Origin of the sequence: Streptomyces sp. NPDC006332 (genome assembly GCF_040612855.1) — a bacterium.
Taxonomy (GTDB): domain Bacteria; phylum Actinomycetota; class Actinomycetes; order Streptomycetales; family Streptomycetaceae; genus Streptomyces.
The window spans coordinates 98,605-112,515 of the sequence record NZ_JBEXRA010000011.1 but is presented as its reverse complement, the minus strand read 5'-3'; the positions used below and the strand labels follow the sequence as shown (position 1 = coordinate 112,515).

At 71.4% G+C, this 13,911-nt stretch carries 14 protein-coding genes; 7 read left to right on the top strand and 7 right to left on the bottom strand.

Features of this window, described 5'->3' with window-relative positions; translation table 11 throughout:
* Positions 1–160 precede the first annotated feature (160 nt).
* The 6 genes from ABZ027_RS12970 to ABZ027_RS12945 form a co-directional block, all read right to left on the bottom strand.
* Entirely contained in the window at positions 161–1,282 is a 1,122-nt protein-coding gene (locus tag ABZ027_RS12970; RefSeq protein WP_356767414.1) for a Rossmann fold nucleotide-binding protein, read from the bottom strand.
* Between the two features lie 41 nt (positions 1,283–1,323).
* On the bottom strand, positions 1,324–1,740 hold the full coding sequence (locus ABZ027_RS12965) for a VOC family protein (protein WP_356767412.1): 417 nt from the start codon (positions 1,738–1,740) through the stop codon (positions 1,324–1,326).
* 168 nt (positions 1,741–1,908) lie between these two features.
* A complete protein-coding gene (locus ABZ027_RS12960) occupies positions 1,909–3,360 on the bottom strand; it encodes a hypothetical protein (RefSeq protein ID WP_356767410.1) in 1,452 nt (483 codons plus the stop codon).
* A complete protein-coding gene (locus tag ABZ027_RS12955) occupies positions 3,342–4,082 on the bottom strand; it encodes an ATP-binding cassette domain-containing protein (protein ID WP_356767408.1) in 741 nt (246 codons plus the stop codon). Before ABZ027_RS12955 ends, ABZ027_RS12960 begins: the two co-directional genes overlap by 19 nt.
* Positions 4,083–4,329: 247 nt before the next feature.
* Positions 4,330–5,703 (bottom strand): aspartate aminotransferase family protein, encoded by a 1,374-nt coding sequence (locus ABZ027_RS12950; RefSeq protein WP_356767407.1) that lies wholly within the window; start codon positions 5,701–5,703, stop codon positions 4,330–4,332.
* A gap of 2 nt (positions 5,704–5,705) precedes the next feature.
* Positions 5,706–6,254, bottom strand: a complete 549-nt coding sequence (locus ABZ027_RS12945) for an Lrp/AsnC family transcriptional regulator (RefSeq protein ID WP_356767405.1) — start codon at positions 6,252–6,254, stop codon at positions 5,706–5,708.
* Positions 6,255–6,423: 169 nt separating this feature from the next.
* Between ABZ027_RS12945 and ABZ027_RS12940 the strand changes: the two genes are divergently transcribed.
* From ABZ027_RS12940 to ABZ027_RS12915, 6 genes are all read left to right on the top strand, one after another.
* On the top strand, positions 6,424–7,863 hold the full coding sequence (locus tag ABZ027_RS12940; RefSeq protein WP_356767404.1) for a gamma-aminobutyraldehyde dehydrogenase: 1,440 nt from the start codon (positions 6,424–6,426) through the stop codon (positions 7,861–7,863).
* A gap of 216 nt (positions 7,864–8,079) precedes the next feature.
* Positions 8,080–8,463, top strand: a complete 384-nt coding sequence (locus ABZ027_RS12935; protein ID WP_356767403.1) for a sortase-dependent protein — start codon at positions 8,080–8,082, stop codon at positions 8,461–8,463.
* Positions 8,460–9,116, top strand: coding sequence for a class F sortase (locus ABZ027_RS12930; RefSeq protein WP_356767401.1), 657 nt, complete (start codon positions 8,460–8,462; stop codon positions 9,114–9,116). The genes ABZ027_RS12935 and ABZ027_RS12930 overlap by 4 nt, the downstream gene beginning before the upstream one ends.
* A 63-nt stretch (positions 9,117–9,179) precedes the next feature.
* Positions 9,180–9,671, top strand: a complete 492-nt coding sequence (locus ABZ027_RS12925) for an RNA polymerase sigma factor (protein ID WP_356767399.1) — start codon at positions 9,180–9,182, stop codon at positions 9,669–9,671.
* Positions 9,655–10,191: a hypothetical protein gene (locus tag ABZ027_RS12920; protein ID WP_356767397.1), complete on the top strand. Its 537-nt coding sequence runs from the start codon at positions 9,655–9,657 to the stop codon at positions 10,189–10,191. The genes ABZ027_RS12925 and ABZ027_RS12920 overlap by 17 nt, the downstream gene beginning before the upstream one ends.
* Positions 10,192–10,222: 31 nt before the next feature.
* Entirely contained in the window at positions 10,223–10,744 is a 522-nt protein-coding gene (locus ABZ027_RS12915) for a hypothetical protein (RefSeq protein WP_356767395.1), read from the top strand.
* On the opposite strand, the gene ABZ027_RS12910 is transcribed toward ABZ027_RS12915, so the two are convergent.
* Positions 10,737–11,951 (bottom strand): serine hydrolase domain-containing protein, encoded by a 1,215-nt coding sequence (locus ABZ027_RS12910; protein ID WP_356767393.1) that lies wholly within the window; start codon positions 11,949–11,951, stop codon positions 10,737–10,739. The genes ABZ027_RS12915 and ABZ027_RS12910 overlap by 8 nt on opposite strands.
* A 256-nt stretch (positions 11,952–12,207) precedes the next feature.
* Between ABZ027_RS12910 and ABZ027_RS12905 the strand changes: the two genes are divergently transcribed.
* The gene (locus ABZ027_RS12905; protein ID WP_356767391.1) at positions 12,208–13,911 is read left to right on the top strand and encodes a sigma-70 family RNA polymerase sigma factor; all 1,704 of its coding nucleotides are present in this window, start codon (positions 12,208–12,210) and stop codon (positions 13,909–13,911) included.

Genomic DNA, 13,911 nt, shown 5'->3' with positions numbered 1-13,911 from the left:
ACGTTTGTCCTTCACAGGATGCGTAAATGCGGGGGGTGGAGGGGGCGGTGAGGTGATGTCAGCATCACACCTCCACCCCCTGGAGACTCACAGGTCTATAAGCGCTGCATAAGTAGTGTCAACGCATACGGAGGATACAGGGGTTGGCTTTGCCGTCTTATTAACCGCCGAGACGTTTCAGCGCCCCCGGGGCCTCCTCGATCCGGTCAACCAGCGCGATTCGGTCTTCCATCGACCGCTCCCGCGCGAGCGCCCGCAACAGCGGCCACGTGGGAAGTCTCTCCGTCCAGTGGGCCCGGTCCACGAGCACCATCGGCGTGGGCTCGCCCCGCGACTCGTAGTAGTTGGGCGTCGCGTTGTCGAAGATCTCCTGTACGGTCCCGGCGGCGCCCGGCAGGAACACCACACCCGCGGTGGAGCGGGCCAACAGGCCGTCCTCACGGGTGGCGTTGGCGAAGTACTTGGCGATGTGCCCGGCGAAGGCGTTCGGCGGCTCGTGGCCGTAGAACCAGGTCGGGATGCCGACGGAGGGGCCGCCCTTCGGCCAGCGGCCACGCACCTCGAAGGCGGCCCTCGCCCAGTCGGTGATCGAGGGCGTGAAACCGGGCGTCTTGCCGAGCGTGCGGAGCGAGTCGGTCAGCATCTCGGCGCCGTACGGGGCGGCGTACGCGCCGAGGTTCGCCGCCTCCATCGCGCCCGGGCCGCCGCCGGTGGCGACGGTGAACCCGGCGCGGGACAGCTCCCGGCCGAGCCGTGCGGCACCGGCGTACTCCTCCGTCCCGCGCGCCATCGCGTGACCGCCCATCACACCCACCACCCGTGCCCCGCGCAGGAGTTCGTCGAGGGCGTCGGAGACGGCGTCGTCGTGGATCGCGCGCAGCATCGAGGCGAAGATGTCGCCGTCGGCCTTGGTCTGCTGGAACCAGGCGTACGCGCGGGCGTCCGGTGTGGCCTCGTAGCCGTCCGCCAGGAAGGCGAAGAGTTCGTCGGGGGAGTAGACCAGGCCCCGGTACGGGTCGAAGGGCAGGTCGGGGACGGGCGGGAAGACCATGGCCCCGTCCGCGCGGACCTTGACGGCGGCCTCCTCGCGCATCCGGCAGCCGAGGAAGACCGCGCCCGACGTGTCCGTGCCGAGGAGTTCGCGTGTACGGTCCGTCAGATCGACGGCCTGGACGCGGAATCCGGCGAGCGTGCCGCGCGCCGAGACGGTGGCGTCGAACTCTTCGAGCGTCTCTATCTCACGGTCGTTGTGGTGGGCCGCATGGGCGGGCATCGTCTGCACCCGCTCATGCTAGGGCCCAGGGCTCAGGGCGCGGCGGGGTCTCAGCCCGCGATGGCAGCAGGGTCCATCCAGACGACCTCCCAGGTGTGGCCGTCCGGGTCGTCGAAGGAACGCCCGTACATGAAGCCGTGGTCCTGCGTCTCGCCCGCCGGGGAGCCGCCCGCCGCGAGCGCCTTCTCGACGAGTTCGTCGACCTTCTCGCGGCTCTCGGCGCTCAGCGCGATCAGCACCTCGCTGGTCCTGGTCGCGTCGGCGATCTCCTTCTTGGTGAAGGTCGCGTAGAACGACTTGGTGAGCAGCATGGCGACGATGGTGTCGCTGATCACGACGGAGGCCGCGTTCTCGTCGCTGAACTGCGGGTTGATCGTGTAGCCCAGCTCGGTGAAGAACTTCTTCGAGGCGTCCAGGTCGTTCACCGGCAGGTTGACGAAGATCATCTGCTGGTAGGTCGAGGTCATCGGTCTCTCCCATCGCGTGTGTGCCGTTCGGTGGGTAGACGGCGCGTCCCACCGGAACTCATCGGCCGCCGGAGATTTTTTTCGTACGGAATCGCGTGCGGGTTCGCGTACGGGCTCAGCAGGGGGCTTCTTGTCAGTCTTCCTGCGGTTTTCGTGCCTGCTGCCGCGTCAGCGGGCCAGGGGAAGCGCCGCGAGTTCGGCCACGACCAGGGTGAGCGGGCCGAACAGGGCCAGCAGCGCGGCGGCGCGCAGGGCGGCGGCGCTGCGCAGTGTGGTGCTGGGCGCGCCGAGCCGCAGCAGGGCGGCCGTGGTGTCGGCACGGGCCTGCTTGGCCTCCACGGCGGCGGTCGCGAGGGTCGCCACGGTGCAGCCGGTCACCAGGATCAGGCCGAGGACGGTCAGCGGGCCGACGGAGGGGTCCGCCGTGTCGTACAGCGCGGTCATGGCGTACGTCCCCGACAAGACCGCGCAGACCACGCCGAGGGGGCGGCCGATGCGGGTGGCCTCCGCCATGAGGACGCGACCGGCGAGCAGGCGGAGGGCGCCCGGGCGGGCGGTCTGGAGGAGGCGGCCGCAGAGGTGGGTGAGTCCGGGGCCGGCCAGGGCCAGACCGAGGGCGGTGAGGACCCAGCCGACGAGGACACCGGCGGGTCCCGCTGTGCTGAGGCCGCCGGGCATGGTGAGGGAGGAGGTGGGGGCCGGGGCGGGGGCGGCGCGGTTGGCGTAGGCCTCCACGGCCAGGCCGGCGGCGAGGATCGCGATGCCCCAGGGGAGGCCGCGGGGGGCGACCTGGGGGGACGAGGCGAGGCTCCCACCGGGGCTGTGATCAGGGCTCAGGTCCGCGGTGTCGGTGTCCGGGGTGGCTGTGTCGGGGGTGGTGGTCACCGCGCTGCCGATGTTGGGGGTGCCGGTGTCCGGGGCGGTGGCCACCGCGCTCCGACCTCCCGTGTCGCCCGCCTCTTGAGGGCGTCGGCTGTCCGGCTCCCGGCGGGCCCCCGCTCGGGCGCCGAAACGGCCGTACGCTCCGAGGGTCGCCCGTGCCGCGTGGGTGCCGTACGTCCCGAGGCGGCCGAACGACCGGACCCCCGCGAGGGCCGCCGCCTGACGGCCCTCCCGTGGCCGCGACGTCAGGCCCACCGCCAGCGACGCGGACACCGGGACCAGGGCCAGCAAGGTCAGAGCGCCCGGGAGCGGCAAGGGCGCGCCCGCCGCCAGGAACTCCGCTGCCGCCCGGTCGAACGGCATGCCGGTCAGGTCGCCCCGGAGGTGGAGGAAGACCAGCAGGGCGAGCATGGAGCCCAGCGCGCAGGACAGGGCCGTCGTGGTGGCCGAGACGGCCATCAGGCGGACGGGGCCCAGACCGATCGCCGACAGGCCGGTGCGTGGCCTGGCGGCCGGGTCGGTGCGGGCCACGGTGACCGCGAGGTACACGGTCGTGGCCAGGGGCGTCGCGCACCAGGCCAGCCGGAGCAGTGAGCCCGCCGGGTCGTCCGGGTGGCCCATCGCGTAGCCGAGGGTGCAGAGCAGGAGGAAGCCCGTGCCGCCCGCCGCCGCCGCCACCAGGAGGCGGCGGAACTGGACGGCGGGGTGGGCGCCGCGGGTCAGACGGAGAGCGAGCACGTGGCCCGGCCTTCCGTCTCGGGGACCGGGGGCAGGTGCACGGTCTTCACGCGCCGTCCGTCCAGCAGCGGCACCGTGCGGTCGGCGAGGGCGGCCGTCTGCGGGTCGTGGGTCGCGAGTACCACGGTGATGCCGTGCGAGCGGGCCGCCGTGGTGAGGGTGCGCAGGACGTGGGTGCGGTCCACGCTGTACAGCGGGGCCGTCGGTTCGTCGGCGAACAGCACCGTGGGGGCGGGCGCGAGGGCCCGCGCGACGCACACCCGCTGGCGCTCGGACTGGCACAGTTCGTGCGGGCGCTTGCGGGTGCTGTCGCCGACGTCCAGGCGCTCCAGCCACTCCAGCGCCGCCGTCTTGGCACGGCGCCGGCTGGTGCCGCGCAGCATCAGGGGAAGGGCCGCGTTCTCCCAGACGGTGAGCTCGGGGACCAGCACCGGGGTGGGGTCGATCCAGCCGAAGCGGTCGCGCCGCAGCCGCTCGCGGGCCATCGGGCCCATGGTGTGGACGGGCGCGCTGTTGAACCAGACCTCGCCGCGCTGCGCCGGGACCAGCCCGGACAGGCATCCCAGCAGGGTCGTCTTGCCGCTGCCGCGCGGGCCGGTGACGGCGAGGATCTCGCTCTCCCGGACGCCCAGCGAGACACCGGCCAGCGCGGGGGAGCCGTCCTGGTGCGTGAAGTGCAGGGACCGTGCCCAGAGCACGTCGTTGTCCGGCGGGGCCTCCATGGGCGTACACCTCGTTCAGATCAGAAAAGCCGTGCGTGGTTCGCGAAATCCCCCGTGCGGGGGAACGAAGGCAGGGCCGATCGGTCACTCGCACGGTAGGCAGTCGCCAAGGGCTGGCCGCACAGCAAGCGGCCCCGGACGCCCGTTTCTCACTCGAACGGGCGGCACCGGGGCCGTATTTGATCTTCCTTAACGAAGATCCCTCCGGAAGATCAGAGCGAAGACCGGAGCGAAGACGGAGTGGGGATCAGAGCTTCGTCCACGCCTCCGTCAGCGTCGCACGCAGGATCTGCTCGATCTCGTCGAACGTCTCCTGGTCGGAGATCAGCGGCGGGGCGAGCTGGACGACCGGGTCGCCGCGGTCGTCGGCCCTGCAGTACAGGCCGTTGTCGAAGAGGGCCTTGGAGAGGAAGCCGTACAGGACGCGCTCGGTCTCCTCCTCGTCGAACGACTCCTTGGTGTGCTTGTCCTTCACCAGCTCGATGCCGTAGAAGAAGCCGTTGCCGCGGACGTCGCCGACGATCGGCAGGTCGTGCAGCTTCTCCAGGGTCGAGCGGAAGGCGCCCTCGTTGTCGAGGACGTGCTGGTTGAGGTTCTCGCGCTCGAACAGGTCGAGGTTGGCGATGCCCACGGCCGCGGAGACCGGGTGCCCTCCGAAGGTGTAGCCGTGCAGGAAGGTGTTGTCGCCCCGGTAGAACGGCTCGGCCAGGCGGTCGGAGATGATGCACGCGCCGATGGGGGAGTAGCCCGAGGTCATGCCCTTGGCGCAGGTGATCATGTCCGGCACGTAGTCGAACTTGTCACAGGCGAACATCGTGCCCAGGCGGCCGAAGGCGCAGATGACCTCGTCCGACACCAGCAGCACGTCGTACTTGTCGCAGATCTCGCGCACCCGCTGGAAGTAGCCGGGCGGCGGCGGGAAGCAGCCGCCGGCGTTCTGCACCGGCTCCAGGAAGACCGCCGCGACGGTGTCCGGGCCCTCCATGAGGATCTGCTGCTCGATCTGGTCGGCGGCCCAGCGGCCGAAGGCCACCGGGTCGTCGCCGAAGAGCGGGGCGCGGTAGATGTTGGTGTTCGGGACCTTGTGCGCGCCCGGGACCAGCGGCTCGAAGGGGGCCTTCAGGGCCGGCAGGCCGGTGATGGACAGGGCGCCCTGCGGGGTGCCGTGGTAGGCGACCGCGCGCGATATGACCTTGTGCTTGGTGGGCTTGCCGGTCAGCTTGAAGTACTGCTTGGCGAGCTTCCAGGCGGTCTCGACGGCCTCGCCGCCGCCGGTGGTGAAGAAGACCTTGTTGAGGTCGCCCGGCGCGTGGTCCGCCAGACGCTCCGCGAGCTCCACGGCCTTGGGGTGGGCGTACGACCAGACCGGGAAGAACGCCAGCTCCTGCGCCTGCTTGAAGGCGGCCTCGGCGAGCTCCACGCGGCCGTGTCCGGCCTGGACCACGAACAGACCCGCGAGGCCGTCGAGGTAGCGCTTGCCCTTGTCGTCGTAGATGTGGGTGCCCTCGCCCCGGACGATCGTCGGTACGGGGGAGTTCTCGTACGAGGACATGCGGGTGAAGTGCATCCACAGGTGGTCGTACGCGGTCCGGCTGAGGTCCTTGGGGCTGTCGGTGCTCACGATTATCGGGTTCCCCACATGTAGGTCTGCTTCTTGAGCTTGAGGTAGACGAAGCTCTCGGTGGAGCGCACTCCGGGGATGGCTCGCATGTGCTTGTTGATGACCTCCAGCAGGTGGTCGTCGTCCTCGCAGACGATCTCCACCATGAGGTCGAAGGAGCCCGCGGTCATCACCACGTACTCGCATTCGGACATGGCGCTGAGGGCATCGGCCACCGACTCCACGTCACCTTCGACGCGGACGCCGACCATCGCCTGGCGGCGGAAGCCCACGGTGAGCGGGTCCGTGACGGCGACGATCTGCATCACGCCCTGGTCGAGCAGCTTCTGGACGCGCTGGCGCACGGCCGCCTCGGAGAGGCCGACGGCCTTGCCGATGGCGGCGTACGGCCGGCGGCCGTCCTCCTGGAGCTGTTCGATGATGCCGAGGGAGACGGCATCGAGGTGCGGGGTGCCGCTGGTCCTCGACTCGCGGGAGGACTCACTGTTCTCCCGGTTCTCCCGCGAGTCTCTGGGGTGTGCGCTTCGACTGGCCACGAGCTCACTGTGCACGACGTCTCGACAGTTCCGCAAGGCCAATGCGATGAAATTCGTTGTTCACGCGATCGATACCTGCGGATTTCGCAGCGATGGCGCGATCGGGGGTGTTGAAAACGTGGACCTGCCGATTAGGGTGGGTGTCTCAGTGAGTGGACAGTTCAACCTTGACAGGAGGCCGGCAGTGAGCACCGAGCTGCGTCGTCTGCGCAACCACATCGACGGAGAGTTCAAGGACGCCGCCGATGGACGGACCACCGAGGTGGTCAACCCCGTGACGGGCGAGGCGTACGCGACCGCGCCGCTGTCCGGACCGGCGGACGTGGACGCCGCGATGGCGGCCGCCGCGGCGGCCTTCCCGGGCTGGCGTGACACGACCCCCGCCGAGCGCCAGAAGGCACTCCTGAAGATCGCGGACGCGTTCGAGGAGCGGGCCGAGGAACTCATCGCGGCCGAGGTGGAGAACACGGGCAAGCCGATCGGGCTGACCCGCTCCGAGGAGATCCCCCCGATGGTCGACCAGATCCGCTTCTTCGCAGGCGCGGCCCGGATGCTGGAGGGGCGCAGCGCCGGCGAGTACATGGAGGGGCTGACCTCGATCGTCCGCCGTGAGCCGGTCGGCGTCTGCGCGCAGGTCGCGCCGTGGAACTACCCGATGATGATGGCCGTGTGGAAGTTCGCGCCGGCGATCGCGGCGGGCAACACGGTCGTGCTCAAGCCCTCGGACACCACTCCGGCGTCCACGGTCCTGATCGCCGACATCATCGGCTCGATCCTGCCCAAGGGTGTCTTCAACGTCATCTGCGGCGACCGTGACACGGGCCGGCTGATGGTGGAGCACCCGACCCCGGCGATGGCCTCCATCACCGGCTCCGTGCGCGCGGGCATGTCGGTCGCCGAGTCGGCGTCCAAGGACCTCAAGCGCGTCCACCTGGAGCTGGGCGGCAAGGCGCCGGTCGTCGTCTTCGAGGACACCGACATCGCCAAGGCCGTCGAGGACATCTCCGTGGCCGGCTTCTTCAACGCCGGCCAGGACTGTACGGCCGCCACCCGCGTCCTCGTCCACGAGGGCGTGCACGACGAGTTCGTGGCCGAGCTGGCGAAGACGGCCGCGAAGACCAAGACCGGCCAGCCCGATGACGAGGACGTGCTGTTCGGTCCGCTCAACAACCCGAACCAGCTCAAGCAGGTCTCCGGCTTCATCGAGCGGCTGCCCGCGCACGCCAAGGTCGAGGCGGGCGGCCACCGGGTCGGCGACAAGGGCTACTTCTACGCCCCGACCGTCGTCTCGGGCCTCAGGCAGGACGACGAGATCATCCAGCGGGAGGTCTTCGGCCCGGTCATCACCGTCCAGTCCTTCTCCGACGAGGACCAGGCGGTGGAGTGGGCCAACGGCGTCGAGTACGCCCTCGCCTCCTCCGTGTGGACCAAGGACCACGGCCGCGCGATGCGGATGTCCAAGAAGCTCGACTTCGGCTGTGTGTGGATCAACACCCACATCCCGCTGGTCGCGGAGATGCCGCACGGCGGCTTCAAGAAGTCCGGCTACGGCAAGGACCTCTCCGGCTACGGCTTCGACGACTACACCCGGATCAAGCACGTGATGACCTCGCTGGAGGCGTAGGCGCTCCGCGGGGGCGGGGGACAACGACGGCGCGGATGTGGGCGGTTGCCCGCTCCGCGCCGGTCCTTTTGGCTCGTCGTTCGGCCCCTCGCCCCTCGCCGACCGGGCTTTGCCATCTCTTTACAACCCGCCCCGTCGCTCCCTCGTCTCTCCCGTCGATCCGCAACCCCGCTCACCGAGCCTTCGGGTGGGCGGACCGACGAGAGAGAGCGATTCATGCGCCGAACTGTCCTCAGTGTCATGGCACTTGCGTGCACCGCCGTACTCGCGGGCATCGGGCCCGCGTTCGCCGACGAGCTGAGCGCGAGCCCGGTTCCGTCCGCCGCCGCGGATGAGAGCACCGCCCCGCGCCCGGTCCCGTCCGCCCCCGCCGACGAGATCCGGGAGGCGAGCAAGGTTCCGAGCGCCGAAGAGAGCGAGATGCGTTCCAGGGACCAGGTCTCGGTCGTCCCGAGCGGGGCGCCCGACACCGGCGTCGCGCCCGGGTCGAGCCAGTCCTCGTCCACCGGCGGGCTGATCGGCGGGGGCGCCGCCGCGGTGGGCGTGCTCGGCGGCGCGGCGTTCGTCGTCGTACGGCGTCGGCGGGCGATGGGGGCATGACCTCGCTCTCCAGGCGCGCGTTCGTCACCGCGGCGGCGGCCTCACTGCTCGTGAGCTGCGGTGGCGGCGGTGGCGGGAACGGCGGCGGGGGCGAGCGGGACGGCGGGAGTGGGCAGAACGGGCAGGGTACGGCGGCCCGTTCCGGCTCCACGTCGTCGCCCTCGCGGTCCTCCACCGACCCGGTGCGGCCCCTGGGACGGTCCGTCCCGAGCGGGCTGCGCATCCCGGCCATCGGGGTCGACACCCCGGTGATGCGGTTGGGGCTGGCCCCGGACGGCACCGTGCAGGTCCCCCCGATCACGGCGCACGACCAGGCCGGTTGGTACCGGCACTCGCCGACGCCCGGCCAGGTGGGGCCGTCCGTGATCCTCGGTCATGTGACGGTCGGTTCCTACGGGGACGGGGTCTTCCACGACCTGAAGCGGCTGCGGCAGGGCGACCGGATCGAGGCGCGCCTGGAGAACGGCACGACCGCGGTGTTCGCGGTGGACTCCGTACGGACGGTCGCCAAGGCCCACTTCCCGGCGGACGAGGTCTACGGCGACGTGAACCGCCCGGAGTTGCGGCTGATCACGTGCGGCGGCGCCCGCAGCGGGGGCGGCTACCTCGACAACGTCATCGTCTTCGCCACGATGAGCTCCGCCGGCCACTGATCGGCACGCGTCGCACCCCCGCACGCCACAGGCCCTATCGCCCCACGGAGAGCACGGAGAGCGTTGAAACGGTCCCGCGAGAAGGCAGCGTCCGAGCTGTTCGCCGCCCTCTACCCGCGTCTGGCCGGCTGGTGCCGGCGGCTGGTCGACGACGACGAGACGGCCCACGAGATCGCCTCCGAGGCCTTCACCCGGCTCTGGGGTCGCTGGACCGCCGTGACGGAACCCCGCGGGTTCCTCTACGTCACGGCGGCCAACCTGGTCCGGGACCACTGGCGCAAACTGGAGCGGGAGCGCGGAGCCGTGCGCAGGGCGACCGTCGAGGCCGCCCTGCGCCCGCCGCCCCAGCAGACCGATCCTTCGGTGCGCCTGCTCGTGCAGGCGTTACCGGAACGGCTGCGGGTCCCGATCCTGCTGCACTATTACGCCGACATGCCGATCCGGCAGGTGTCCGCGCTGACCGGGCGCAAGGAAGGGACCGTCAAGGCCGACCTGCACGCGGCCCGCGAACTGCTCCGTGCCCATCTGGGGAGAAGCCTTGATCACACACCCTGACGACGGGCCCGAGTTCGAGCCCGACGACCCCCTCGCCGTCATCCTGCGCCCCTCCTCCGACTACCTCGGCCCGCCCGCCGGCCGGTACGAGACGATCCGCCGCCGGGCCGGTCGCCGCCGTCTGCTGCGCGCCGCCGCGGTCGGGGTCGGCGCGTCCTGCGCCGTCGCCGCCCTGGTCGCGCTGCCGCTGCACCTGACGGCCCATGAGGCCCCCGCGCCCCCGACGGTCCCGATGGCCCCGCCCGTGCGCAGTCCCACGACCGGGCCGCCCGCCTCGGCGACGCCCGGGCCCGAAGGTCCCCGGCCCACCCCGGAGATCAGCTCCGTCCCTTCCGATCCGGGCGGGGGGTCCGGTCGTGATCCGTCGGCATCGAGGAACGCACCCTCGAAGACAGCGACGATCGAGCCCTCGATGAGGCCCTCGATCGAGCCGCCGGTGTCGTCGGCGGTCGAGCCCTCGGCCGCCCGGTCGACGGATCGGACCGAGGAGGCGGCCACGCCCGGCCCGAGAAGGTTTTGAACACGTTCAATTAAAGGCGTACGCTGCTGCCATGAGCGACAGAGCCGCCCTTCTCCGGGGCATCCGCGCATGGCTGGCCCTCTTCGTCGTCTGCCTCGTGCTCAGCGGTGCCACCGCCTTCCCCCTGGTCCACGAACTGCGCTGGACCGAGGACCTGTTGCGGGCACTGTCGGTGCCGGAGCACGCCCCGGCACTCATGGACTGGATCGAGCACGTGCGGCGGGGACTCGACACCGCCGACGCCGAGTACCCCTTCGTTCTCTACGGCACGGACTGGCTGGCCTTCGCCCACCTCGTCATCGCGGTGGCCTTCTACGGTCCCTACCGTGACCCGGTCCGCAACATCTGGGTCGTCGAGTTCGGGATGATCGCCTGCGCCGGCATCATCCCGCTCGCCCTGATCTGCGGACCGGTCCGGGGGATCCCGTTCTGGTGGACCGTGATCGACATGGCGTTCGGCGTCTTCGGGGTGATCCCGCTGTACGTCGTACGGAAGAGGATCAAGCGCCTGGAGACGCTCACCGTCAACGCCGGTCTCGTCCCCGCTACTTGAGCGCGGCGCGCGCGATCCGCTCGGTCACCGGGTTCATGTCCTCGCTCTTCACGTCGGTTCCCCCGACGGTGACGACCAGCGTGCGCGACAGGTTCCGGGTCGCGGCGATCACCGTGCCGTAGCCGTACCGGGCGCCCGACTTGAGCCAGTAGACCCGTCCCTCGAACTCGAAGCGCTGCAGACCGGCGCTCATGTCGGCGCCCTCGATGCCCTTCGGGACCGTGAACATATCCCTCAGTTGCGGCCGCGGCACCAGGTCGCCGCGGAACAGACGGTTCAGCAGCCGCTCCAGGTCGGCGGTGGTGGAGATCATGTCCCCGGCCGCCCACCGGTCGGCCTGGTTCCACTCGGTCACATCGACGAGGTCCGTCGTGCCGTCGGCCCGCTTCACCGCCTGGTAGCCGCGGTTGTGCGGGCCGCGGATCACCGGGTCCGTGCCGGGAAAGTACGTGTCCCGCATCCCGGCGGGCAGCAGGACGCGCCGGGTGGCCTCGGACGCGTACGAGTGCCCCGTCACCTTTTCGATCAGCAGGCCGAGGACGGTGTAGTTGATGTTCAGGTAGTGCTGCTGCTTGCCGGGGTAGAACTCCGGGCCTTTGGCGACCGCAGACGCTACGACCGCCTGGGGCGTCAGGGTGTCAAGGCGGTGCGCGTACACCTCCTCGAAGGTGTTCCCGAGGCCGTCGCCGGGCTGGATGCCGCTGGTGTGGTTCAGCAGCTGCCGTACGGTGATCGGCTTGAACTCCCGGGTGAGCAGGCCCGGGAGGTAGCGCTGAATGGGCGCGTCCAGGCGGATCCTGCCCTCCGCCGCGAGTTGCAGGACGACCGCCGCCGTCACGACCTTCGTCGTCGAACCGGCCCGGAACCGGGCGTCCGGGTCCGCCGCCGTGTCGCTCTCCAGGTCGTGCGCGCCCGCGCTGGCGCGCCAGGTGCCGTCTCTGCCGCCGACCCGGACGAGGGCGAAGGTCGCGTCCTTGTCCGGAAGCCCGCCGAGTGCCGCGCGCAGGGCGACGGTGTCCAGGTAGCCGGTCGTGGTGGCGTGCACGGCGGCCGGGGCGGCCGGGGCGGTCGCGGTCGCGGCGAAGGCGGGGGCCGCCAGCGGGGTCGCGCCGAGGGCGAGGACGAGGGACGCGGCGAGGAGGGTCGTACGACGGGGGGGCGCGCATGCGGCTGCTCCAGAGGCCTGCGGGTTTGTGGTGGTGCTCATCCTCCGGGCGTACGGCGGCCACCGGATCGTCGGTGAGGAGGGCGCCCGTCCCTGATGCGACCCCGATCAAGTGCCGTACAGAACAGAGGGGTGGTCAGGGCAGCCACCTAAGGGCAGCCAAGAACTGTTATCCCGGCCGCCTTCACGCCGTCTCCGCACTGTGATGCCGGACATAGGACTTCCTCGGCCCGCCTGAGAGGGTGCGTGCCAGAAGAAAACCGACCTCAACCGTCACAGCGGTCACCGAAAGGGCATCGTGGACACGCGGCACTGGAGCTCCACCGTCGTGGCGGCGCAGGCCGGCGACCGGCAGGCGCTGGACGAGCTGGTCGCGGGCTGGCTGCCGCTGGTCTACAACATCGTCGGCCGGGCGCTGAACGGCCATGCCGACGTGGACGACGTCGTGCAGGAGACCATGCTGCGGGCCGTCGACAACCTCGGCTCGCTGCGCGACCCGGACAGCTTCCGCTCCTGGCTGGTGGCGATCGCCATGCGGCAGATCCGGGACCGGGCCCGCCGCCGGGCGCCCGCCCGGCTGGACGAGTCGGCACCGCACGAGGCCGCCGACTTCGCCGAACTCACCGTGCTGCGGCTCCAGTTGGAGGGGGAGCGGCGCGAGGTCGCGGAGGCGGCGCGCTGGCTCGACGACGAGGACCGGCAGCTGCTGTCCCTGTGGTGGCTGGAGGTCGCCGGTGAACTCACCCGGCGTGAGCTGGCGGAGGCCGCCGGTGTCAGCCGGCAGCACGCCGCCGTGCGTGTCCAGCGGATGAAGGAGCGCCTGGAGGTGTCGCGGGGCATCGTCCGGGCCCTCGACGGCGCCTGCCCGGACCTGCGCGACCTGACCGCCCGCTGGCCGGGCCGCCCCGACTCCGTCTGGCGCAAGCGGCTGGCCCGGCACATCCGCGGCTGCGGGTACTGCGGTGACGCCCGCGCGTCCGTCGTACCGGCGGAGCGCCTGCTGGTCGGGATCGCGCTGGTCCCGCTCCCGGTGGGGTTCACGCTCTCCCTCGCCTTCGGCGGCAAGACGGCCGTGGCCGCCACGGCCGCCGGTACCTCCGTCGGCTGGTCCGCCAAGGTGCTGAGCGCGCTCGCCAAGCCGGTGGTCGCCGTGACCGCGGGCGCGACCCTCGCCGCGGGCGGCGCGTACGTCGTCACCCGCCCCCCGGACCCCGCCCCGCCCCCGCGCGCCGCCGTCACCGCCCCGAGCCGGACGGCCGCCCCCGCCCCACCACCCCCGTCGGCCTCCCCGACGCCCACCGCCCCCACGCCCGCCGCCCCCACGCCCGCCGCCCCCACGCCCACGCCATCGGCGGCCAGGCCGAAGAGAGCCGACCTGTACGGCACCGTCGTCGACGCCGTCGACCGGGCACCTGACCCGGACGCCGAGCCGGCCACCCTGCCGCACCGGCCCGAGCCCGGCGTCACCAGCAGCGGCGGCGCGCACGCCACCATGAACCACCGCGGGGACAGCGTGACGCTCAGCGGGCGGGGCTATGTCCTCGTCCGCTGGCAGATCTCGCCGCAGTACCGGGCCGGTGCCCTGGTCATGCCGACCTGGACCGGGCTGCGGGGTGAGCTCTTCCATGTCGCCTCGGGTGGCGGCCGGCGCATGGACGACCCGGTCAGCGCCACCGACGCCTCCGCCACCGGCATGGGCGACTCGACCACCGGCTACGCCGTCCTGCCGTCCGGCACCCAGCAGATGTGGCAGAACGAGTACTTCTACATCCACGGCAGCGTCACCCTCACCGTGAACGAACGCGGGGCCGATTACGGCCTGAACGTCTTCCCGTCGAGCTGGGACGCGGTGGAGAAGGACGTCACGACGGGCCCCGACCAGGGCACGAAGCGCTACGGCCTGGTCCGCGACACCGGCACGGACGACACACCGGTGCCGCAGTACGTCACCCGCGCCACCCCGGCTGACCCGGCGACCGTCCCGCAACGCTCCCGCGTCTAG

Coding starts and splice junctions, on each gene's coding strand:
- ABZ027_RS12965 (WP_356767412.1), bottom strand. CDS start 1,740: ATGACCTCGACCTACCAGCAGATGATCTTCGTCAACCTGCCGGTGAAC.
- ABZ027_RS12955 (WP_356767408.1), bottom strand. CDS start 4,082: ATGGAGGCCCCGCCGGACAACGACGTGCTCTGGGCACGGTCCCTGCAC.
- ABZ027_RS12935 (WP_356767403.1), top strand. CDS start 8,080: ATGCGCCGAACTGTCCTCAGTGTCATGGCACTTGCGTGCACCGCCGTA.
- ABZ027_RS12930 (WP_356767401.1), top strand. CDS start 8,460: ATGACCTCGCTCTCCAGGCGCGCGTTCGTCACCGCGGCGGCGGCCTCA.
- ABZ027_RS12915 (WP_356767395.1), top strand. CDS start 10,223: ATGAGCGACAGAGCCGCCCTTCTCCGGGGCATCCGCGCATGGCTGGCC.
- ABZ027_RS12910 (WP_356767393.1), bottom strand. CDS start 11,951: ATGAGCACCACCACAAACCCGCAGGCCTCTGGAGCAGCCGCATGCGCG.